The sequence below is a fragment of the Chondromyces crocatus genome (assembly GCF_001189295.1).
Taxonomy (GTDB): domain Bacteria; phylum Myxococcota_A; class Polyangia; order Polyangiales; family Polyangiaceae; genus Chondromyces; species Chondromyces crocatus.
The window spans coordinates 1,113,774-1,135,146 of sequence record NZ_CP012159.1 but is presented as its reverse complement, the minus strand read 5'-3'; the positions used below and the strand labels follow the sequence as shown (position 1 = coordinate 1,135,146).

Sequence of the window (21,373 nt, the reverse complement as noted above, 5' to 3'; positions counted from 1 at the left end):
CTCGCGACCACAATGAGGCCGTCCCAGGGTCAGGGCACCGCGGCGAAGTGGTCCAGGATCCGTGACCAGACCTCGGGCGACACCCCCACCTCGAGGTGCCCGTGCGGCACCCCGTCCTGCTTCGACCGCGTCGCCTTGTCTTCCTCGGACCACCCTTGCGTGAGCTGATCCCTCGCCGCGATGCTCACGTCGAAGAGCACCCCGTCGCCATGGGGATCGCAGGTCGGGCAGTCCATCCCGTCGATCTCGAACGCCGTGCCCGGCGCCCCCGCCGTCGTCCCGTGCACCACGTACAGCGAATCGAGCGCAGGGCTCAGCCCGTGGCCCCGCAGTCTCTCGATCAGGTTGCCACCCATCTCCATCGCCGCCGCCATCCCGAGCCCGCCCATCAGCCGGTAGCGCGCATACCCTTGTGCGTACTCCTCTGCGTTCAACGGATCGTGGGACACATGCCGCGCCTCGCACACCGACGCTTCGGGCTCGTACGCGGTGTGCCTGCACATCGTGTGGCCGGCGTCGTCCAGCAACGCGCCCGCGCCCGTGAACGGTGGGGTGGGCAGGTAGTCGACCTTGAGCTGCAACCAGTCCCGCCACTTCGTCTCGTCCGTGTCGAGCTGGGACCAGTCGTACGACGGCGGATCGTCCTGCCGGTTCGGGATCGGGTACGCCGACCGGAGATCGTAGGCCACCTGGAGCTGCCCCCAGTACGCCGACACGTGCTTGCCGCTGTCGTCGATGGAGCCCCAGAGCGCCAGGTTGTACTTGTCGAACTCGTACGCAGACGCCGCGAGCCCTTGCTCGGCGTTCAGCTCGCCGAGGCCCATGTCCGTCACCGGGCGCCCTTCGTCGTCGAGCCCGGTGATGTTGGAGAAGTAGATCCTTCGCCAGTAGTCGAGCCACGTCGCCCCGCGATCCTCGCAGACGCTCACCGCGTAGACGTTCTGCGGCCCGTAGCCGAAGGAGACGCACTGCATCGCCTTCATCCAGCTCCAGACCATCGGCCCCTGCCCGATGGGAGCGTTCTCCTCGGTGCTCGCGATCAGCAGGTTGTTGTACGGGTGCCGCCAGTTCAGATCGAGGCCCAGGTGTGGCCCCGAGAGCGCCACGTACGTCCGCACGTCCGCGTCGAAGCGAGGCACCCTTCGCGCCTGCTCTGCGGCGAGTCGCTCGAAGTGCTTCGGTCCCCAGTCGTCCCAGGTCGCCACATCGGCGAGGTAGAGATCCGCGGCGACGACCCCCTTGCTCCAGCCCACGACATCCACCTTCGGTGCCCCGGTGATCTCCCGGATGCGTGCGACGGCGTTCGACAGGTGCGTGGCCTGGTTGAAGTTGTCACCGTGGAAGCTCCCGAAGGTGACGGCGAACGTGCACACCCCCTCGGCCTCCAGCGCCTGGACGAACCCCGTGGTCTGCACCGTCCCGGGGTAGGCGTTGCCCGCCCCGTCGTTCCCTCCCGGGAAGAGCCACACGTTGCCGTTCTGGAGCGCGCCGTGGACGAGGAGCACGGGCGTCCTGTCCCTGTCGCAGGCCAGCGCCGCGGTGTCGGGTCCGTGGTGCAGCAGCACGAAGCGCGCCTCGGGTCGTGTCGGCCCTGGCGCCGGGCAGTCGACGGCGCCGCTCATACCCGCCGTCCCTGCGCACCCGTGTGCGTAGTGCAGGTTGAAGGCGTCGACGAGGTGCTGGTTCAGCTCGCCATTGAAGGTCCTGAGCGGGTAGCTCGCGTCCTCGTAAGTGTCCTCCCAGCGCAGCTTCTGCGTGCGTAGGTTGTACCCCTCGCTCCGGAACGCCTGGAACCCCTCCAGCAGCTCGGTGGTGCCCCAGCCCCAGAGAGGCCCCTCGATCGCACCGACCACGCGGTGCGCGTCGGCGTAGCGCTCGTCGACGGGCGGATCGAAGTAGACGTCGAACGGCGCGGCCACGGGCTCGCTGGGGTACTCGGACGTCCCCGCCCCCTGCCCTCCCGTCCCGCCCTCGCCCCCCTGTGCACCGCCACCACCGGCGCCAGCGCCAGCGCCGCCGCTCCCGTCGGGCCCCGGCTCGGGATCCGAGCCGCAGGCCGCAGCAAGCAGACCCAGAACCAGCACGCCGCCGTGCGACCACGAGACCCCCCGCCCTCTCCTCGACCTACCGAACTTCATGAGACCTCCATGCCCCCGCGTCGACGAAAGGCTGCGAGGTCATGCGACGAGGCAGCATCGGCAGGCTAGAACCGGCCTTCACGGCGAGCAAGCGTCCGACGCCCCAGCTCAGGGCCTCCCGCCCTCCGGCTTCTTCGGTCGCGCGAACCCGTACTCCTCGATTCGATGGATCAGCGTCCGGCGTGACATCCCGAGCCGCTTCGCCGCCTTCGTCTGGTTGAACGCACAGTCGGTGAGCACCTGGAGAATGGCTGCGCGCTTTCCCTCCTCGTCGTCGCCGTCTGGCTTCGGGAGTTCACGCGCTCTGCCCCCTGACAGCGGTCCGTCGTCCTCGCGAAAGAGGTCCAGGTGCTCCGGCTGGAGGGAGGGTCCCGAGCTGAGCATGATCGCGCGCTCGACGACATTGCGCAGCTCACGCACGTTCCCTGGCCAGTCGTGCTCCATCAGCACGGAGAGCGCCTGGGGCGACAGCTCCGGCGCCGGCGAGATCCCCAGCTGCTCTGCACACTGCGCGCAGAACTGCTGCGCGAGGAGCGGGATCTCCTCCACGCGCTCCCGCAGCGGCGGGATCGTCAGCGACACCCCGTTCAACCGGAAGAACAGATCCTGTCGGAACGCCCCCTGCTTCACGCCCGCCGCGAGATCACGGTTCGTCGCGGCGATGAAGCGCACGTCGATGTCCCGCGGCCGCACCCCGCCGACGCGCCGCACCCGCTGCTCTTCGAGCACGCGCAAGAGCTTCACCTGAATGCTCGGGTGCAGCTCCCCCACCTCGTCGAGAAACACCGTGCCTCCGTCCGCCATCTCGATGAGTCCCGGCTTGGCCCGCGTCGCCCCCGAGAACGACCCCGCCTCGTGCCCGAACAGCTCGCTCTCCAGCAGCGACTCCGCCAGCTCGGCGCAGCTGATCGGCAAGAAGGGCTTACCGGCGCGCGGCGAGCGTGCGTGCAGCGCCTGCGCCATCACCTCTTTGCCGACGCCCGTCTCACCGAGGAGAAGCACGCTGATCGCCCCGCGAGCCACCCGCCCCACGCGCTCGTAGAGCTGACGCATCTGCGGTGAGGCAACGATGGGGGTGGCCACCTTCGGCCGCCTGCCCGACGAAGGGATCGCCTCCTGCCCCCCGGCCTGCCAGTGCAAGAGCAAGACATTCACCGAGACGGGTAGCTCGCTGGACCAGGGCGGCGTGCCATCGCTCTCCCGGAGCTCGACCTCCGCGTGCTCCACGGACCTCGGGCCGCCGATGCGTCGGCTCACCCTCGCCTCCCCGCCTGCACGGCGCCGCGTCGTCGCGCGTGTTCGCCGCGTCGTCGCGCGCGTTCCTGGCGGAAGGTCTGCCTCGCCGAGCGCCCCGGAGCCATCGTCCGTGGACGCGCGGTCGCCGGGTCATCTGCCACGGTCGTACTGGACGCGCTGGCGTCGACGCGACGGCGCGCTCTCCGACCGAGGTTGAGCGGAGACCTGCGCCCGCGCCGCACGATGGTGCGACGAGACGCCCTCGCGCTCAGCCGATGGCGCACGCCAAGGGCACCCAGGATCGCGCATGAAATGCCATGGACCGCGCACGAAGCGCCTCGCCACGGCGCGCACTGCCCCCGCCTCCGCATGCCGCATCCCTCCCCCACCGAGTCAGCATGCTACCATGTCACGCGTCACCCACCGCGTCGGGAAGTCTCTGACGAGCGGCTCGTACCGCATTGTGGCGCGCGGGTTGCTTCTACCAATCGCCTCGTCCCCCGCGCCTGGCCCCACGTCGTCCTCGTCAGCGACCAGGGCCTCGCGCGTCGCTGGCCATGGAGGTGCTCTTGATCGCTCGCCACCGCTTCCTCTCCCGGGCGCGCTGCACGATGGCTGGCGTGGGCCTCGCCCTCGTCACGACAGGCTGCGAAGCGCTCACCGGCCTCGACGATTTCTCCATCTCGTCGAAGACGTCCAGCGACGCACGCCCACCGGAAACGCCAGCGCCGGACGGCGACGATCCTTGCCCGCCATGGACTTTCGACTGTGACGGCACCTGCATCGATTTACAGAACGATCCCGACCATTGCGGGGGCTGCCAGCAACCGTGCGCCGCGACGGCGGTCTGCTCGGACGCCACGTGCGTCTGCGCCCAGGGGCATACGGCGTGCGATGGTGAATGCATCGACCTCGACAGCGATGCCCGCCATTGCGGCGCTTGCCATCATGACTGCGCCGGTCAGGCCTGCGCCCGTGGCCAGTGCGCGCCCGAGATCCTCGCCACGGGCCTGCCGAGCGTCTTCGCACTCGCGGTGAGCGACGGTACCCTCTTCTGGACCGAGCCTCACGCGGGGCGCGTCGTGTCGATTCCGGCCCACGGCGGCGAGAGGACCGACGTCGCCAGCGCCGCACGCCCGCATGCGCTCTGCGCGGACACAGATGCGCTGTACTGGAGCGAAGAAGACACCGGCAGAATCGTCCGCTTCGACCGCCTCTCCAGCGGGACGACCACCTTGGCCTCGAACCAGCCCGCCGCTTACGATCTCGTCCTCGGTGGTGGCTTCGCATACTGGACCACGCACGACACGGGCAAGGTGCTCCGCGCCCCCCTCGGTGGAGGCACACCGCAGCCGGTGGCATCAGGGCAGCAGGGCCCCTTTCGTCTCGCGGTGAATGCGACCCATGTCTACTGGGTCAACCTGGGCGCGGGCGCGGTCCTGCGGGCGCCGCTCACGGGGGGCACCGCAATCCCCATCGCCACCGGTCTGTCCGCCCCCCGCGCCCTCGTCCTCGACACGCACCATGTCTACTGGGCCAGCGACGACGGTGTGATCGCGCGCGACGCGCTCGCCGGCGGCGCCCCCATGAGGCTCACCACCACCGCGGGCCTGCCTCAACACCTCGCCCTCGCGGAGGGCCACCTCTACTGGACCGACGCCGCCGGCACCGTGCAGCGCATCGCCACCGATGGCGGCGTCCCCCTGGTGCTCGCCTCGGGTCAAGCGCGCCCCGCCGGAATGGCCCTGGACGCGACCCACGTCTACTGGAGCAACCTCGACGACGGAACCCTCCAGCGCGTCCCCCGCTAGTACTGCGTACCCTGGATCAGGGGCCTGTCGGCCCCTGCGCTCCCGATGGTCGCTACCCCTGCTGGCTTCGCAGCGCGACCGACCGCGTGCAGGACGCTTCGGCTACAGGTCGGTCAGCATGACGAAACCATCCCGCTCGCCCGAGGGGAGCTTGCCCGGGATCAGCTCCCCCTCCGTGTAGCCCACCACGAACAGCCGCCCGCACGTGTCGACCGCCGCGCCGAACACCTCCTCGAAGGCGGGCGAATCGCGCCGCCACGTGCCCACGAGTTCGCCCGAAGGGCTCAGCTTCATCGCGAACACCCCAGCGTCCATGCCATCCAGGGAGGTGCTGGTCCCGGCGATGTAGAGGTTCTGGTGCGCGTCGAAGGTCATCGCCATCGGGTAGTCGGAGGTCTCCCAGCCGGCCTGCGTGATCCACTGCGCCACGCCCGTCTCCGCGTCCACCCGGACGACGAACACGTCTTGCTGACCGAACTGCGCCGCGCCGAGCTTCCGGAACGTCGCCCCCGCGACGAAGAGATCCCCCCCGGGCGACACGGCGACCGAGGTCGCAGCGTCATACATCCCGGAGGAAAACTGGTGGACCCAGCGCAGCGTGCCGTCAGGTGCCAGCTTGCGGAGGTTGGCCCAGGACTCCCCGCCTGCCCCGTCGCTGCCGGAGACGAAGATGTCCCCCTTCACGTCCACGCCCAGACCCAGCAACACGTCGCTCTCGGACGTGTCGTCCTGGTGCCACCAGTCCAGGCGCAGCGCCTGCGCGTTGCCTCCGCCCACCGCAGGAGACAGCCGGAGAACGAACGGATCCTGCCACGCGGCGACGTAGTTCGTGGGAACGTAGATGTCGTCATAGCCCGCCACGACGAGCCCTCCGGCAGGATCCAGGCTCAACTTCCGGGGGTGCTGTGGCCGTTCATTACCGAGTTGAAGCGTATGCAGTGCCGCGCCGCCCCCGTCGAGCGTTCGCACGAACAGATCGAACTTCCCCTGGTTCGCGCCGGCGAGCGCGCCGCTCGTGCGGCCGAGCGCGTAGATCGACGCCCCGTCGTCGCTCACGGCGAGGTCTTCCACCGTCTCCGTGCCCGGCGTGTCGATCCGGTGCTCCCAGACCAGGCTTCCATCCGATGCGACCTTACGGACGATGCCCCGCGCGTCGCCGCTCGGCTGGATGTTCGTCGTCCCGGTGATGCCTGCCTCGTAGCCCGCGACGAGCAAGCCACCGCGCGGGTCGGCCACGATGGCCATCAGCTCGTCGCTCTGCACGGTTCCGGTGAGCAGGTCGCCTTGCCAGGCGTCACAGGGGAGGCCTCCGACCTCGCTCCCTCCGGCGCCCCCACGCCCCCCATGGCCCGCACCACCGGCCAGGCTCGACGCGCCTTCTCGGAGCCGATCCTCGCTCGTCTCGCCACACCCGACGAGCAGCCAGGCCGCCACCATCAGCAGCCCGCCCAGCGTGCGCGCTCCCCCGCCCTGGCCGCGGCCCTCCACCGCATCCAGGCCCACCACCGTGCACTCCAACCTCATCGATGTCCCCCTCGACGCCCACGTCATCGACACCGGACGATCACCTTCCCCCATGGGATGACCGCGCCGCATGCCTCCACCTCGCGTGCTCATCGCGCACGCACCGCAACGTCTCTCTCGTCGTCGGCCCCGCCAGCAAAGACGCCAGGCCTTCGCTCCATGGCGACCTGCACCCGCTCGCGCCGACGCACCTCCTCGGCGATGAACTGGAGCAGCCCCTCCAGCCGGGTCCCCCGCGCAGCCTCGACGACGGCGTGGGCCCGCGCTGGATCCAGCGCGAACAGGAGCGCGTAGAGTTCCATCTTCACCGTCGCCTTCGTGCGCCGCTGGTCCAGATCGGCGCCTCGCGTGAAGTTGTCCGCGCCGATCGTGGTGGCCAGCAGATCCAGCAGCGCCTCGCGCCGTGGGTTGTCGGGCCACGAGAGCGCGTCGGCGAGGTAGTCCACCTCCATGAGCTGCTGGAGGTTGCGCCTCGCGTCCTGCCACGCCTCGTTCGGGTGAAGCAGCTCGTGTCGGACCTTCTCGTGCATCGCTGGATCCGAGAGCAGCGCCAGGTAGCCTGCGCGCTGCTCTCGACGATGGAGCGGCTGGTTGCGCAGCGCCCAGTACCGGGACAGCAGCGTGTCGCCCTCCAGCACCGACCGGAGCACGCTCTGCCCCGCGTCGTCTTGCGGCTCGACGTCCCCCGCGTCCGGCGCACCCCGCGCCCTCGGAGGCGACCTCTCCGGCGACAGCGCCACATGGCCATCGCCGACGGCTGCGCCCGGCTCCCGGCCCACGCTCCTTCCTGGCGACGCCGCCGCGATCGAGTGCGCCGTCACCTGCCGGGCGTGCATCGCGCGCCGTGGTGGCCCGGTGCTCGTGGAGCGCAGAGGAAGCGCCGTGAACGCCAGCGCGAGGGTCACGACCCCCAGCGCGATTCCGACCCCCACTCCGACCCCGGATCGACGTTGCATTCGCTTCACCCTCTGCCGAAAAACCATCCGTCGACGACGGTTCATTCGGGGATCAGCGCTTCGGGGATGTGCTCGGTCAGGATCGTCCGGTTGACGTAGCCGATGTCGTCATTCTGGTAGCGCGACGAGCCCACCACATAGCCCTGCGCGATCAGGAGATTGGAGACCCGATCGGTGGTCTTCGGCCGGAGGTTGTAGACCTTGCCATGGTGATCGCGCACCTCGACCGAGGTGATGGGGTCGAGCGCGCCGTCCTCGCGCAGGAGCGTGTCGCCGACCTTCAGCGCGCGGGCTTGCACCAGCTTGCCGTCGCCCAGGATCACCGGGTGCTGATCCGTGAGCCGGAGCCGTCCCCCTGATTCCGCCACGATCTCGAAGATCACGTGATCCGTGTCGCGCAGCTCCGCCGTGTAGCTGTCCACCGGGCTCTCCATGAACTGGAGGTCGTCGAGCGTGGCGTCGGGCGTCAGGGTGATCATCGTCGGCCGCAGCGCGTCGACGGCGACGTCGATGCGCTGATACCCGTCGGGGAACAGCACCTCTTGCTCCGGCGTGTAGCAGCTCGATTCGCAGTAACCGTTCACATAGAACGTGCTGGTCGCGACCCCCTTGTCATCATAGAGGTTGCAATTCGTCAGCCCCGCATTCGGCTTGAGCGTCTTGCCGAGCGAGACGTTGGGGTTGCTGCCGAAGGTGGGGTAGAGCGGGCGCGCGCGCTTCTTGGCCGGCACCTTGGTCCACTTGAAGAACATCAGCGCATCCGTGGTCTGGGACGTGCCGCCGAGCTCGTCGAACAGCGTGGTCCGGAAGGTGGTGTTGATGTAGCGGCTCGTTCCGCCGGTGTAGCGCCTGCCCACGAGGCCCTCGTCCCGGTATTCCTTCAGCTCGACGCCGTTCGCGGCATACATCTCGGTGGGGATCCAGCTCGATGGTCCCTTGGTATTACGTGTCAGCGCGCATTTTCGTGCCCATTCGACACGCTGCTCCGCTTTCGCGGCGTCGAGGGAATCGTGGGAGCAGCGCTGATGGAGGATGACCAAGGTGTCTGCTTGCGCAGCGTCCGGCGACATCGAGAGGGACGCGCAGGTCACAGCGCAGCACACCAGAGCCTTCGTCGTGGAGCCTCGTTTCATGCCATCTCCGCGTCAGAGGTTCAGGACAGACGTCGCGTTGCGAGCAGTTTCTCGACAGTCTCCAAACACCAATCATGCCATTCGCGAGACAATGGAATCCCCGTCGAACCAGAGGAATGGTGGCCAAGGGCCTTGCACGAGTCGCACTGACGACTCGTGCAAGGAGGCCGCGAGCTTGCACAAGTCGCACGACGCGACTCGTGCAAGGACGCAGCGTCCAGTGCTGGCGACACAGGGTGGGTCGCGGCGTCGAAGGGAGTGAATGCCTTCGAAAAGCGCCTCGGTCTGAACGGCCACGCGGCACTTCCGATGACATGTTCGGGGGCTGGACGGTGTGGAGCGACTGGCGTTCAGGACGACGAGTGCCTGGTCCCTGAGGAAGGACGGAAGAGGTGGCGAAGACGTCGATGCCTGAGCTGGCGCCAGAGCGAAAGCTCGCCAGAAACTACAAGAATTGGGTGTCGAAGGTCTCGCGGGGGCCCGAGGATGTCGACGAGGTAGAATGAGGTGAGGGCTTGCAGCCTTCCGAAACGGTCGCACCGCCGTCACCTCCAGACCTTCCTCCGCTGCAGGAACCTCGACACCCTCCTGCAGGAACCCCGAGACCTTCCTGCAGAAACCCCGAGACCCTCCTGCAGGAACCTCGACACCTTCCTGCAGGAGCTTCCACACCCTCCTGCAGGAACCCCGAGACCCTCCTGCAGGAACCCCGACACCCTCCTGCAGGAACCCCGAGACCCTCCTGCAGGAACCCCGACACCCTCCTGCAGGAACCTCGACACCCTCCTGCAGGAGCTTCCACACCCTCCTGCAGGAACCCCGAGACCCTCCTGCAGGAACCCCGAGACCCTCCTGCAGGAACCCCGAGACCCTCCTGCAGGAGCTTCCACACCCTCCTGCAGGAACCCCGAGACCCTCCTGCAGGAACCCCGAGACCCTCCTGCAGGAGCTTCCACACCCTCCTGCAGGAACCTCGAGACCCTCCTGCAGGAACCTCGACACCCTCCTGCAGGAGCTTCCACACCCTCCTGCAGGAGCTTCCACACCCTCCTGCAGGAACCCCGACCCCCTCCTCCCCGAACGTCCAGACCAGCATCGCCAGAGATTTTCGTGTTCAGTCCTACTTCCAAAAGCCGCCACCCCCACCGAACGGCACCGATCCGGCTGACACCCGGAGGAAAACTCTTCGAAGCCAGGAGGTCCGCACGTCGTGGTGCTCCTCACGTACGCTCCGGAATACCCTCTCCAAGGTGCGCCGATTGAAGACGCTCATCGCGTCGTCGAAGAGGCCGTCTTGCACCATCGACCACGGAAGGGGAGGCGCACAGCGTCGAGACAAGACCCTGTCGTGATGGTTGGCCACCCAAGCGTCGCCGCGCAGACGGCTCGTGCGTCGCTGTCGATCGGCGCCATCGCGATGCTTGGACGTGAGCATCTGGAACCCTGCCGCCCGGTCCCTCGGGGCGCACGCCCGCTGGAATGCCAGGAGCATGATACCGTCGCCGTCATGAAACCTTCATCGAGCTCCTGGAGTCTCGGCGCCATCGCGCTGTCGGTGGTCGGCTGCGGAGGCACGGACTCGAGCGACTGCACCTTGCTGGCGTGCGCATCCTCCTTCGTCGTCGACTTCGTACGCACGGGCGCGTGGAACCCTGGCGAGTACCGGATCCGGGTGGTCACCGAGGACCGGTCCGTCGACTGCACGACGTCATTGCCCCTCTCGTGCAACGCCCCGTCCCCCTGCCCTGCGGACGCGAACGTCCAGCTCCTCCTGGTCGGGTGCAACCTCGCTCCTTCGGAGCACTACCTCGGCGGCGTCGAGTTCGCGCAAGGCGCCACGCCCGCCAGCGTCACGGTCAGCGTGTTCCACGACGAGCAGCTCCTCGGTGAAGGCTCCTACCGCCCGACGTACACGACGTCGAACCCCAATGGTCCCGATTGTGAGCCGACATGCCGGACCTCGCCCCCCGAGCGGATCGAGTTGCCATAGGCATACCCCACTCATTCGTCGGTCCGTCGGCGACTTCACCAGCAGTATCGGATATTTCCGTGCATTTGATGGAGATTGCGTCGCGGTCATTCCGCGTGGCGTGGTGACGGGCAGGCGCGTGGTACCAGCGTCCTCAGCACCCGTGCGCCGCGATTGCAGCGGCAGCCCCGGTGAGGAGGAATTCCATGTCGCGACGGCAGCAACTCCGTATCTCATGGCTCGCACCCCTCGCATCGCTCGCGTTCCTCGCCTGCACCGTCCCCATCGACGATCTCGCCGAGGACGACGAGCTCGTGGAGACGCTCGACCAGGCGGCCACGGTCCCGTCCCGCGGCAGCGCGACCACGCTCGACGTCGCGAGCTGGAACATCGAGTGGTTCGGGATGACGAGCCGGGGCCCCACGAACGAGACGCTGCAACTCCAGAATGCGCGTGACGTGATCAAGGGGGCCGACCTCGATCTCTGGGGAGTGCAGGAGATCACCATTGTCGACCATTTCAACAGCTTGCTCCAGGAGCTGCCCGGCTATGCCGGATTCCTGTCGAACAATGCGCTGGTGACGAATGGGTCCAGCTATTACTACAGCACCGAGCAGAAGGTCGGCATCATCTACAAAACCAGCGCCGTCAGCATACAGAGCGCGAAGATCATCCTGACGGGCAACGATTACGAGTTCGCGGGCCGTCCGCCGCTCGAAATCAAGCTGACGGCAAACGTGAACGGGACCTCGAAGGAGATCGTCTTCATCACGCTCCACGCCAAGGCGAGCAACGACGCCGAGAGCTACACGAGGCGAAAGAACGGGTCGATCGCGCTGAAGTCGTACATCGACAGCACACACGCGGGGAAGAACGTGATGGTCGTCGGCGATTTCAACGACGATCTCGACAGCTCGATCCGGACGAGCCAGCCGTCACCGTACGCGAACCTCGTCAACGCCACCGGGAGCTACTTCTTCCCGACGCTCTCGCTCTCCGAGAGCGGTCTCGCGTCGACCGCCTCCGGCTCGCACATGCTCGACCATCACCTCGTCACCAGCGCGCTCCAGCCGCTCTACATCGGCGGCTCGGCCGAAGTGTACCGGGTGGACCAGTACATCAGCAGCTACACCTCGACGACCAGCAATCACTACCCCGTGATCGCGCGGTATTCTCTCGGCAGCAGCAACCCGGGAGGAGCGCAGGTGTTCCTCAACGAGATCCTCGCCAACGAGCCGGGGAGCGACACGAACGGGGAGTTCATCGAGATCGTGAACCGGGGCAGCACGGCCGTGAACCTGGGCGGCTACACGCTCTCCGACGCCGTCTCCGTGCGCCACAGGTTCCCGACGGGCACCTCGCTCGCCGCAGGCAAGGCGCTGGTGGTCTTCGGCGGCACCTCGGGGATCCCGTCGGGGGTCGGCAACGCGGTGGCTGCATCCACGGGCGGACTCGCGCTCAACAACGGTAGCGACACGGTGACGCTGGCCACCTCGTCGGGCACGGTGGTCGATGCCTTCAGCTATGGCAGCGCGCTGTCCAGCACCGACGGGGTCTCGATGAACCGGAGTCCCGACATGGACGCGAGCGGGAGTTTCGTGCTGCACACGACGCTGGTCTCGTCGGCAGCGTCGCCGGGCAGGCGGGTCAACGGGACGGCCTTCTGACGGATGCACGTGGCAGGGCACGCGCCCCCGGCCTGCAGGTCAGGGGCGCTTCGTGCGCGGGACGAGACGCGCGAGGGCCACGGCGCGCAAGGCGATGGGGTGCTGTTCGAGCTGATCGAGCTGAAGCCTCGCCTCGGCTACGAGGCGCACCTTGAAGCGCTGGTACATCGGCAACTCGGTCGAGAGTGACTCGGGCAGGTAGGTCGGGATCGGGCTCTGTCCGGGCGCCGGCGTGAGCAAGCCCCGCAGCCAGGATTGCCCGAGCAGGGTGCGCTTCTGGTGTGCGCGCTGCTCGAGCAGGGTGCGCTCGGCGTGCTCGTCGAGGAAGCTCGGAGAGAGAGAGCGGTAGGCCTGGGTGAAGGCATCTCGGACGCGCGTCGAGAGGGACTCGGCGACGCTGCCGGCGCGGGACATGCCAGGGGTGTCGAGGAGCGCGACCACCGCGTCCATCGTCTCCTTGAGGCGCTTGTCTCCTTGTCCGAAGGGGGCGGCGGCGGCGAGGAGTGCCTCCAGCGTGGCGACCGGATCGAACGGCAGCGACAGCTCTCCCGCGACGAGGACGAGCGGTGGAGCGAGGGCGCCGTCGTCGAGGGCGCTCTCGATGAGGGCTTCGAGGGCCTCCGGGTCCGTTGGCTCGGCAATGCGCAGAAGGGCCGTGACGTCACGACGATCGCGGGCCTTTCGTCTGTCGGCCGTCGCCTCGGGATCGCGCTCGTCGTCCCGCGGCAAGGGATCCACGTCGACGAGGCGCTTCTTCCAGTCGGGCTGCTTGCGGATCTTCGCGGCGAAGGGGGGGTCGATCCAGAGCAGCTCCAGCAGATCGAGCGTACCGGATGCGCGGGCGGGGGCGGGTGGAGACGCTGCGGGGAGCGACGTGGCGTGGGCCATGCGGGTCGCTTGGTTCGGCTCGGCTGCGGCGTTGGAGGCGGCGAGGACGCCGAGCGAGCTGGCCGAAAGCTCCCGGTGGCGCGCAGGTCCGGGTCCTGCCGGAGAAGCGCCTTCCGCGGAGGTCGCAAGGGTCTCGCCCACGGTGCGCGCAGCGCCGCTCGCTCTCGGCGGTTCCCAGCGCTGTTCAGGCTGGACCTGGGCGGGAGGCGTGCCGCTCGGCGAGGGCTTCACGAGCGGTGGCGGTGCTGGCGCTGCAGTGGGTTTCGCCGCGAGAGCGCCAGGCAACGGGGATGTGACGCCCTGGAGGGGCGAAGCCAGCGGGGATCGGGACGCGCCGACGGGAGGCGCGAGGGGTGAGGCCGACGGGACGAGCGGTGAGGCGGGGGGCGTCGTCGATGCCTGCGTTGGCGAAGACGGCGAGGGCGAGGACGGCGAGGTGGACACCGGCAGCTGTGCCGATGGTGGGAGCTGCATCGACGGCAGGAGCGGCGCGGACGAGGGCACCTGCGGCGACGGCAGGAGCGGCGCGGACGAGGGCACCTGGGCCTCCGATGGCAGTGGTGCTGCGGACGCGAGCTTCGCGGACGACGGCGTGGGAGGAGCCCCGGACGGTGTCAGCGGTGGAGCCGTGAGGTCGGACGCCACCGGAGACGGCGAAGGGGACCCGGGCGGCGGGATCGCCACGCTCTGTGTGATCCCTCCGTCGAGCAGCGGCGGCGCGGGCGGCGGCGCGCCCGACGAGGATGCGGTGCCGGTCGGCGGTGACGCGCCAGGCGCTCCTGGTACAGGTGAGGTCGTCGCAACGGATGCGGCAGCGCCCAGGGAAGCGGCGACGGGCTGCAAGCTCGCGGGCGCCGTGCTGGCACCGAGGTGGACCGTCCCGAGGGGGGCGCCCCCGAGCGCGGCGCGCAGGGCAGCGCCGGCTGCCACGCCGCTGGGACCTGGCGGAGGAGGCGCGGATGCAGAGACCGGCTTCGACGTGAGCCACGGAGGGGCTGCGTCCCGAGGCAAGTCGACCTGCACCGTGGCGGTGTGGCCCTGGGTCGGCTCGTCCTCGTCGTCGTCGCGGGCCCCCGTCTCCATGATCGAGACCACCACGCGCCCGGCCATGTCGGGCTTGCGCAAGGGCACCTGGCCACGCCAGGTCAGGGTGCAGACCGCGCGATCGGTGTCGATCCAGAGCGTGTCGCAGGTCATCCGCAGGTCGAGCGGGCGCTCGCCCTGGATCTCGGCCCGGACCGAGGGCTGGAGGCCCGGCAGCGCGGTGAGCAGCAATGGGTGGTCGCGGTTCAGGTTCTCCAGGCGGAGGCGCTGGTCGGCGCGGAGCACCGCAACCTGCTGATCGGAGGGGGCCGCGTTGAACCAGGCAGGGTCGAGGCGCTCGGGGAGCGGCGCGCGCAGGTGATGGGTCGGGCCCCACGAGGCGCCGAGCGCACCGAGGAGACGGCTCTTCGCGGGCCACGACGGCGCGAGCGGGCCGAAGGCGGTGGGGGGCGTGGTGACCTTGGTGGCGGTCTGCTGGGGGCCCACGGGCTGCAAGTTGGGGTGGCGGATGCGTCCCTGCTTGTCGGGTCGGCTGCTGGAGACGCCCACGGGGTTCCACGTCTCCGGGCCGCCCGAGGCGCGCTCGTAGACGAGCGGCATCGCGGTGAACCAGGGTCCCTCGGTGAGCTGTCCGTCGGGGCCGAGGAGCCTGTCGACGATCGCCTCGACGGTCTTGTCGATCTCCGCGACGACGAGCCGCGCCACGAGGGAGCGCACCGGCTGCGCGCGGGGCGCGTACGCCTTGCCCACGAGGAGTACGTCGGCCCTGGCCTTGAACGGGACGAGGTCGCTGGGCGCGTAGAGGCTGCGTGAGGGGTCGTCGTTCCAGTGGGCGTCGTCGTCGAGCGGCTGCTCCTGGCGCTCGGCGAGCTGGCAGGTGCCGGGCAACAGATCGAAGGTCGCCTTGCAGATGACGGTCTGCGTCAGCTCGCCGGTGCTCCGGCGCCAGAGCAGCGAGGTCGCCCGCAAGGGGCAGAGCGAGATGACGTCGAGCCCAGGCATGGCCTTCCAGGATAGGCGAGCTCGTCGCGCAGGGGCGCGCGATGTCGGCTCGCCGGACCGCGATCCGGTCAGTGCTTCACGTCACTCGTGAATCTTGAGCCCCGGCAGACCCATGAGGGAGGTCGTGTCCCGCACCGCCGAGCCTTCGAGGTACAGGTTCTTGAGCTTGCGCAGGCCGCGCAGCGGGCCGAGTTCGCTGACCCGGGTCCGCTTCATCTGGAGCATCTCGAGCTTCTCGAGCTTCGCGAGCGGGCCGAGGTCGGTCACCTCGGTCTCGTCGATCTGGAGTTCGGTGAGGCTGGTCAGCTCGCCGAGCGGCGTGAGGTCGGCGACCGGGGTGCGGCCGATGTCGAGCCGGTCGAGCTTCTTGAGGCCCGACAGGGGGGTGAGGTCCTTGACCAGGTTCGCCGACGCGCGCAGCGACTCGAGCTGGTGGAGGTTCTTGAGGGGGGAGAGGTCGTCGATCTTGCCAGGTGGGAGGTAGAGGCCCTTCAGGGCCTTGAGCTCCTGGAAGATGCAAGGATCCAGCTCGTCGAGCTTGGACTCGGTGAGGTTCAGCGTCTTCACGCGGGCGAGATCGGTCTTGAGGATCTGACCGGTGGGCTTCTGGGCCTGGATGCGGACGACGCTCTCGAAGTTGGCGTCCGGGAAGGAGATGACCGCGTCCTTGCTGCACACGACCTCCTTCTTCTTGGGCGGAGGCGCGGGTTCGGCACTCGGCGTGGGCGTGGGCGCAGGCGCAGCGGCCACGGTTGCCGTCGCGGTGCTCGTCGCAGCCGTCGACGCGGAGGGCTTTTCGCCGTCGCACGCGGCGAGCAGCGCGGGGAGCGCGAGCGTCAGGGTGAGGGCGAGGAGGGCGGGTCGGTGGCGCATCGAGGCGCATGCTACTAGGCTCTGCGACGAACGTGGAGGGTCGATGCGGGAGCCGTCAGCGCAGCAGTCCACGAGCGATGAACCTTTCCTCGGGCCGGACGAGCCGGCGCCCGTGGAGGTGGTGAACGAGGGCGGGACGTCCAGGTACGTGCTCGTCTGCGAGCACGCCTCGAACCGGCTGCCGCGCCGGGTCGGGGATCTGGGCCTGACGGCCGCGGAACTCGAACGTCACATCGCCTGGGATCTCGGGGCGGCGCAGCTCGCGCGGGCCCTCGGCGAGCGGCTCGATGCGCCGCTCTTCATGACGAACTACTCGCGGCTGGTGATCGACTGCAACCGCCCTCGGCACTCGCCGACGTCGATCGTGGAGGTCAGCGAGAGCACGGACATCCCGGGGAACGTCGGCCTGCCCGAGGGAGAGCGTGCGGCGCGGTGGCGCGCCCTCTTCGAGCCGTTCCGCGACGCCGTGACGCAGCACCTGGACCGGCGGCAAGCGGAAGGGAGGCCCACCGCCGTGATCGGGGTGCACAGCTTCACGCCGGTGTTCCTCGGCATTGCCCGACGCTGGCAGTGCGCGGTCCTGTCCCTCGGGGCGCGCGAGTTCGCCCAGGGGCTGATCGAGCGGCTGCGCGAGGAGGTCCCCGAGGTGGGCGACAACGAGCCGTACCAGCCCACGCTGGACGGTGATCACACCGTGCCCTACTTCGGCGACGCGCGCGGGCTGCCAGCGGTGCTCTTCGAGATCCGGCAAGATCTGCTGGCGGACTCGGCAGGGATCGCCGAATGGTCGGAGCGCCTCGCCCGGGTGCTCGGGTAGTCCCTCGCGCGTCCCTCGTCGCGCGAGGGTGAACCACGCGCCCTTTGTCGGATCTTTCTGCGCTCGACGTCGAGCGGGCTCCACGGTCCTCAACGTGACGCTGACGGCCTCGCGCGGCGGGGAAGGGCACGCTTCGTGGCCGCTCGATGCGCGCTCGGCCGGTTGATCATGCTCCCGGGATGCAGCCGCGGAGGCTATGCTGCGTGCCCCCGTCGAAGCAGCGTCGGGTCTGCGCCATGCCCATCAGGAACAGCGGCTTTTTCGTCCAGAGCGCCGGTCGTGGCGGCTTCTTTCTCCAGGATGGTGCTGGACGGGACGGGGCCGAGCTGCTGGTGCCGCTCGACGGTCCGCCTTATGGCATCGCCCACCACGTCCTCGATACGTCCAGTGATCCGCCGGTGTGGCGTTACGTGAACACCTTCGGGGCAGAGCTCGGGCCCGTCGACGCGGTGTCGCTCATCCGCAGCAACTTCGGCGACCCGGGGAACCTGGAGGTCGCGGCGCGTGCCGGCGATCGGCTCGCGCTCTTCTGGCGCCCGGCGGAACTCGGCGCGACGTGGAGCAGCGCGTACCCGCTGACCTCGGGCGTGACGGGCGCTCCTGCGCTCATCCAGGGTACGTGGGGTCACCGGGGTTGCTTCGAGCTGGTCACGCCGATCTCGGCCGGCGGCCTCGCCCACTGGGTCCGCGACAACGACACGTCGGGCTTGCCCTGGCGCGGCCCCGTGCTCATCGGCGCTGGTGTGGGGCGGCTCGATGCGGTGGCGCTGGTGCAGAGCAACCTCGGCGGCGCTGGCCACCTGGAGGTGATCGCGCGCCGTGGGGACACGCTGATGCACTGCTGGTGCGGCCCGGACCGGGTGTGGAGCGAGCCCACCGAGATCCTGTCGGGCGTGAGCGGGCGTCCGGCCCTGCTTCAAGGCAGAACGGGCAAGCGTGGGCACTTCGAGCTGGTCGCGCCGCTGAAGGTCGCCGGTGTGGGGCACTGGGTCCGCGACAACGACGACCCGGCGTTGCCCTGGCGTGGGCCTCAGATCTTCGCGACCGAACTCGGGCGATGCGCCGAGGTGTCGCTGCTCCAGCGTGCCGGAGGACCGCCCTCGCGTCTCGAAGCGGTCGTCGTCGCCGGGGATCACGTGGCCCATTTCTCCCGCGACACGGCGGGCTGGTTCCGGCGCGCCATCTTCTCGTCGATGCCTCCGCCGCGCCCGACACCTGGACCGACGGCGACGCCGGGCGGCCCCTCCTCGATCCGGCTCCCCGAGGCCCCCTCGATGCCGACCGAAAGCGCGGCCCCCTCCTCCACGATGCGCCAGGAGGCGGTGTTCGAGCCGCCGACGGGATCACCCCCCTCGGAGACCACGCCTCCGCACGCGGCCCCGTCGCCCTCCACCGCGCCCGCCACGAGCGCGGTGCCTTCGCACATCGCGCCCGCCACGAGCGCTACACCTTCGCACACCGCGCAGGTCACGAAGCCAGAGCCCGTCCCCCACGTCCGAGCCTCATCCCCCGCGGTCCCCTCGCCGCTCCGCGCTGGCCGCCATGCCGCCGGTTTCCGCCGCCTCACCGACGTCCCGCTCTCGGAGGACGCCTGCTACGCCGACGCCCGACCCTTCGAGGGCCTCGTGTACCAGAGCCCGGAGCGCATGACGGCGCTGCTCTATTACCCGGCACAGGCGAGCGGAGAAGGCGCGGCCGTCGCCACAGAGGCGCCGTTCCCCGTGGTCGCGCTGGCCCACACGAGGCGCCTCCAGGGCGAGGGAGGCCGAGACGACACGACCCAGGACTACCGCCAGCTCTCCGGCCTCATGGCCCACCTGGCGCGCCACGGCTTCGTCGTCATCGCGCCCGATCTGTCGTGGCTCACGCCCGAAGAGGGCCCCGTCCGTCGCGCCGCAGCGCTGCGTGACGCGCTGGCGCACCTCCGCGCAGGCTCGCGAGGACTTCTGCTCGCCGACTTCGAGCGCGTCGGGCTCCTCGGCCACGGCCTCGGTGGTACAGCGGCCCTGGGCCTCGCCCTCGACCGAGAGAGCTTGTTCGACGTGCGCGCCGTGGCCCTGCTCGCGCCCCCTGACGCGGCGCAGAGCGGCCACCACCTCGCCGGATTGCCACCGACCCTGGAGCTGCGCAGCCTCACGGACGGCAGCCTGCCCGAGCGCCCGCACGCGTCCAGCGCCCTTGCCGACACCGTGCCGGCCCCTCGCCACCTGGTCACCGTGCCCGGCGTGACCCCTTACGGCTACACCACCTCGCTCGACCTCCAGGCCCCATCGGGAGGCGCCTCCGCCCTGCCACGACGCGCGCAGCAGCAGATCGCGAAGGCGTACGTCACCGCGTTTTTCACCCACTACCTCCGCGGCGAGGACCACCTCGCCTGGCTCTCCGGCGACGCCTCCCTCACCGAACTCGCGGAACTCGAACTCCAGGTGCACGTGGAGGCCCGTTGAGCACAGAGGCCAGGTCTTACGGGGGCGCGCTCGCGCTGGCCAGGGAAGCCGCGCTCGCCGCAGGGGAGCGCCTGAGAGCAGAGCTGCATCGTCCAGGTGGCGCCACGGGGCAGGGCGGGCACGCGCCCATCGACAAGGAAGTCGAGCACCTCCTGCGCGAGCGCCTCACCGGGGCCACGCCGTTCTCGTTCCTCGGCGAGGAGACGGGCAGCCATTCCGGCGAGGACCCTTCTCATTGCTGGATCGTGGATCCCAACGACGGCACCCGGGCCTTTCTCCAGGGCTCCAGGGTGGCGTCGGTATCCATCGCGCTCACCCGGAACGACGCGCCCGTGCTCGGCGTCATCTTCGCCTACGCCTCACCCGACGACGACGGGGACCTCTTCACCTGGGCCGAGGGGCTCGGCCCCGTCTGCCGCAACGGAGCGCCCATCGCTGGGGACCTCGGCGAGCGCGGGCTGGGCCGCTACGACGTGGTGTTCATCTCGGGCGCCGCCGAGCCGTTCACCCCGGAGGTCACGGCGTCGATCGCCCCGGCGCGCTTCCAGCCGCTCTCCAGCATCGCGTACCGGCTCGCGCTGGTCGCTGCCGGCGACGGGGTGGCGGCCGCGGTGTTCGGCGCCTGCCGGAGCTGGGACATCGCCGCGGGACACGCGCTGGTCCGCGCCGCCGGTGGCGAGATCGTCGACGGGAGCGGACAGCCGATCACCTACGGGCCGCTCGGCGAGGTCAGCGCCGAGCGCTGCTTCGCGGGTGCGCCCGCTGCGGTCCGTGAGCTGCTCGGTCGGCGGTTCGCTCCGCCGCAGCGCCCGCCCACGGTGCCGCACGCTTCCTATGGTCCCCTCAGGCCGACCCCGGGACGCCTGGTCTCCGATGCGGGGCGCTTGCGGCGCGCCCAGGGGTGCCTGCTCGGGCAGCTCACGGGCGATGCCCTCGGCTCCCTCGTGGAGTTCGCGCACAAGGACGACATCCCGGAGCGCTACCCGGCAGGGCTGGATCTGCAGGATGGCGGCCTCTGGAGCACCCTCGCCGGTCAGCCCACCGACGGCTCCGAGATGGCCTTGATGCTGGCGCGCTCCGTGGTGGCCTTCCACGCCTACGCGCCCGGCGCAGCCCTGGATGCGTACCTGCACTGGTATCGCTCGCGCCCCTTCGACATGGGCTGCACGACCCGACGCGCCCTCGGCGCGGCCGCGCTCTCCGATACCAGCGAGGACGCGCTCGCCGCCGCACTCGCCACCGCCGATCCGGAGAGCCAGTCCAACGGCTCGCTGATGCGCGTCTCGCCCCTCGGGATCCTCGGCGCCGGACGCCCACGCGAGGCCGCCACCTGGGCCCGTGAAGACAGCGCCCTCACCCACCCTCACCCCGTCTGCCGCGAGGCCTGCGCGGCGTACGTGGCGGCGATCGCTGCGGCCATCGGCGGCGAGGGGGTCGAAGGGGCCTACGCTGCGGCCCGCGACGAGGCGGCGCGGGGGGGGAGCGAGCCCGTGATGAAGGCGCTGTCCGCTGCGGCCGACACCCCGCCCAAACTCTTCTCTGCCGACGCCGGGTGGGTCCTCGTCGCGTTGCAGAATGCCTTCCATCACCTCCTCCGCGCGCCGTCGTTCGAAGCGGGCGTCATCGCCACGGCCCGGGAGGGCGCTCACGCCGACACCAACACCGCCGTCGCGGGCGCCTTGCTCGGTGCCGTGCACGGACGCGATGCCATCCCGGCGCGCTGGCGTCGTCTCGTGCTGACCTGTCGTCCCGTGGCCGAGGCCAGAGCGTCCCGGATCCGACCCGCGGAGTTCTGGCCCGTGGACGCGCTCTTGCTCGCCGAAGCGCTGCTGCTCACCGGGCGCTGAATCCCTCACGCCGTTGACGCT

13 protein-coding genes are annotated in these 21,373 nt (G+C 69.8%); 6 read left to right on the top strand and 7 right to left on the bottom strand.

The window, feature by feature from the left end; all coding sequences use genetic code 11:
- Positions 1 to 29: 29 nt before the first annotated feature.
- Together CMC5_RS43970 and CMC5_RS04300 are read right to left on the bottom strand one after the other, a co-directional pair.
- The gene (locus CMC5_RS43970; RefSeq protein WP_050429224.1) at positions 30 to 2,084 is read right to left on the bottom strand and encodes an esterase/lipase family protein; all 2,055 of its coding nucleotides are present in this window, start codon (positions 2,082 to 2,084) and stop codon (positions 30 to 32) included.
- A gap of 162 nt (positions 2,085 to 2,246) precedes the next feature.
- A complete protein-coding gene (locus tag CMC5_RS04300) occupies positions 2,247 to 3,395 on the bottom strand; it encodes a sigma-54 interaction domain-containing protein (protein ID WP_245678283.1) in 1,149 nt (382 codons plus the stop codon).
- A 548-nt stretch (positions 3,396 to 3,943) separates the two neighbouring features.
- Here CMC5_RS04300 and CMC5_RS04295 point away from each other — a divergent pair.
- Positions 3,944 to 5,185 (top strand): hypothetical protein, encoded by a 1,242-nt coding sequence (locus tag CMC5_RS04295; protein ID WP_156338180.1) that lies wholly within the window; start codon positions 3,944 to 3,946, stop codon positions 5,183 to 5,185.
- Between the two features lie 102 nt (positions 5,186 to 5,287).
- Here CMC5_RS04295 and CMC5_RS04290 read toward each other — a convergent pair whose 3' ends face one another.
- The 3 genes from CMC5_RS04290 to CMC5_RS04280 all read right to left on the bottom strand — a co-directional run bounded on the left by CMC5_RS04290 (position 5,288) and on the right by CMC5_RS04280 (position 8,573).
- Positions 5,288 to 6,709, bottom strand: a complete 1,422-nt coding sequence (locus CMC5_RS04290; protein ID WP_156338177.1) for an NHL repeat-containing protein — start codon at positions 6,707 to 6,709, stop codon at positions 5,288 to 5,290.
- Positions 6,710 to 6,798: 89 nt separating this feature from the next.
- A complete protein-coding gene (locus CMC5_RS04285; RefSeq protein ID WP_156338176.1) occupies positions 6,799 to 7,665 on the bottom strand; it encodes a hypothetical protein in 867 nt (288 codons plus the stop codon).
- 41 nt (positions 7,666 to 7,706) lie between these two features.
- Positions 7,707 to 8,573 (bottom strand): Hint domain-containing protein, encoded by an 867-nt coding sequence (locus tag CMC5_RS04280; protein WP_169796452.1) that lies wholly within the window; start codon positions 8,571 to 8,573, stop codon positions 7,707 to 7,709.
- A 1,732-nt stretch (positions 8,574 to 10,305) separates the two neighbouring features.
- Between CMC5_RS04280 and CMC5_RS04270 the strand changes: the two genes are divergently transcribed.
- Together CMC5_RS04270 and CMC5_RS04265 are read left to right on the top strand one after the other, a co-directional pair.
- Positions 10,306 to 10,788 carry a hypothetical protein gene (locus tag CMC5_RS04270; RefSeq protein ID WP_050429217.1) on the top strand — a complete coding sequence of 161 codons (483 nt, stop codon included), beginning with the start codon at positions 10,306 to 10,308 and terminating at the stop codon, positions 10,786 to 10,788.
- Between the two features lie 185 nt (positions 10,789 to 10,973).
- Positions 10,974 to 12,434 (top strand): lamin tail domain-containing protein, encoded by a 1,461-nt coding sequence (locus tag CMC5_RS04265; RefSeq protein ID WP_063796206.1) that lies wholly within the window; start codon positions 10,974 to 10,976, stop codon positions 12,432 to 12,434.
- Positions 12,435 to 12,473: 39 nt separating this feature from the next.
- On the opposite strand, the gene CMC5_RS04260 is transcribed toward CMC5_RS04265, so the two are convergent.
- Complete coding sequence (locus CMC5_RS04260; RefSeq protein WP_050429216.1) at positions 12,474 to 15,368, bottom strand: DUF2169 family type VI secretion system accessory protein; 2,895 nt, start codon at positions 15,366 to 15,368, stop codon at positions 12,474 to 12,476.
- A gap of 81 nt (positions 15,369 to 15,449) precedes the next feature.
- A complete protein-coding gene (locus tag CMC5_RS04255; protein WP_050429215.1) occupies positions 15,450 to 16,241 on the bottom strand; it encodes a leucine-rich repeat domain-containing protein in 792 nt (263 codons plus the stop codon).
- A 43-nt stretch (positions 16,242 to 16,284) separates the two neighbouring features.
- Here CMC5_RS04255 and CMC5_RS04250 point away from each other — a divergent pair, with 43 nt between their 5' ends.
- The 3 genes from CMC5_RS04250 (at position 16,285) to CMC5_RS04240 (ending at position 21,352) form a co-directional block, all read left to right on the top strand.
- Positions 16,285 to 17,058, top strand: a complete 774-nt coding sequence (locus tag CMC5_RS04250; RefSeq protein ID WP_050429214.1) for an N-formylglutamate amidohydrolase — start codon at positions 16,285 to 16,287, stop codon at positions 17,056 to 17,058.
- Between the two features lie 203 nt (positions 17,059 to 17,261).
- Positions 17,262 to 19,505 (top strand): alpha/beta hydrolase, encoded by a 2,244-nt coding sequence (locus CMC5_RS04245; RefSeq protein WP_156338172.1) that lies wholly within the window; start codon positions 17,262 to 17,264, stop codon positions 19,503 to 19,505.
- Entirely contained in the window at positions 19,502 to 21,352 is a 1,851-nt protein-coding gene (locus CMC5_RS04240) for an inositol monophosphatase family protein (protein WP_050429212.1), read from the top strand. The genes CMC5_RS04245 and CMC5_RS04240 overlap by 4 nt, the downstream gene beginning before the upstream one ends.
- Positions 21,353 to 21,373: the final 21 nt, after the last annotated feature.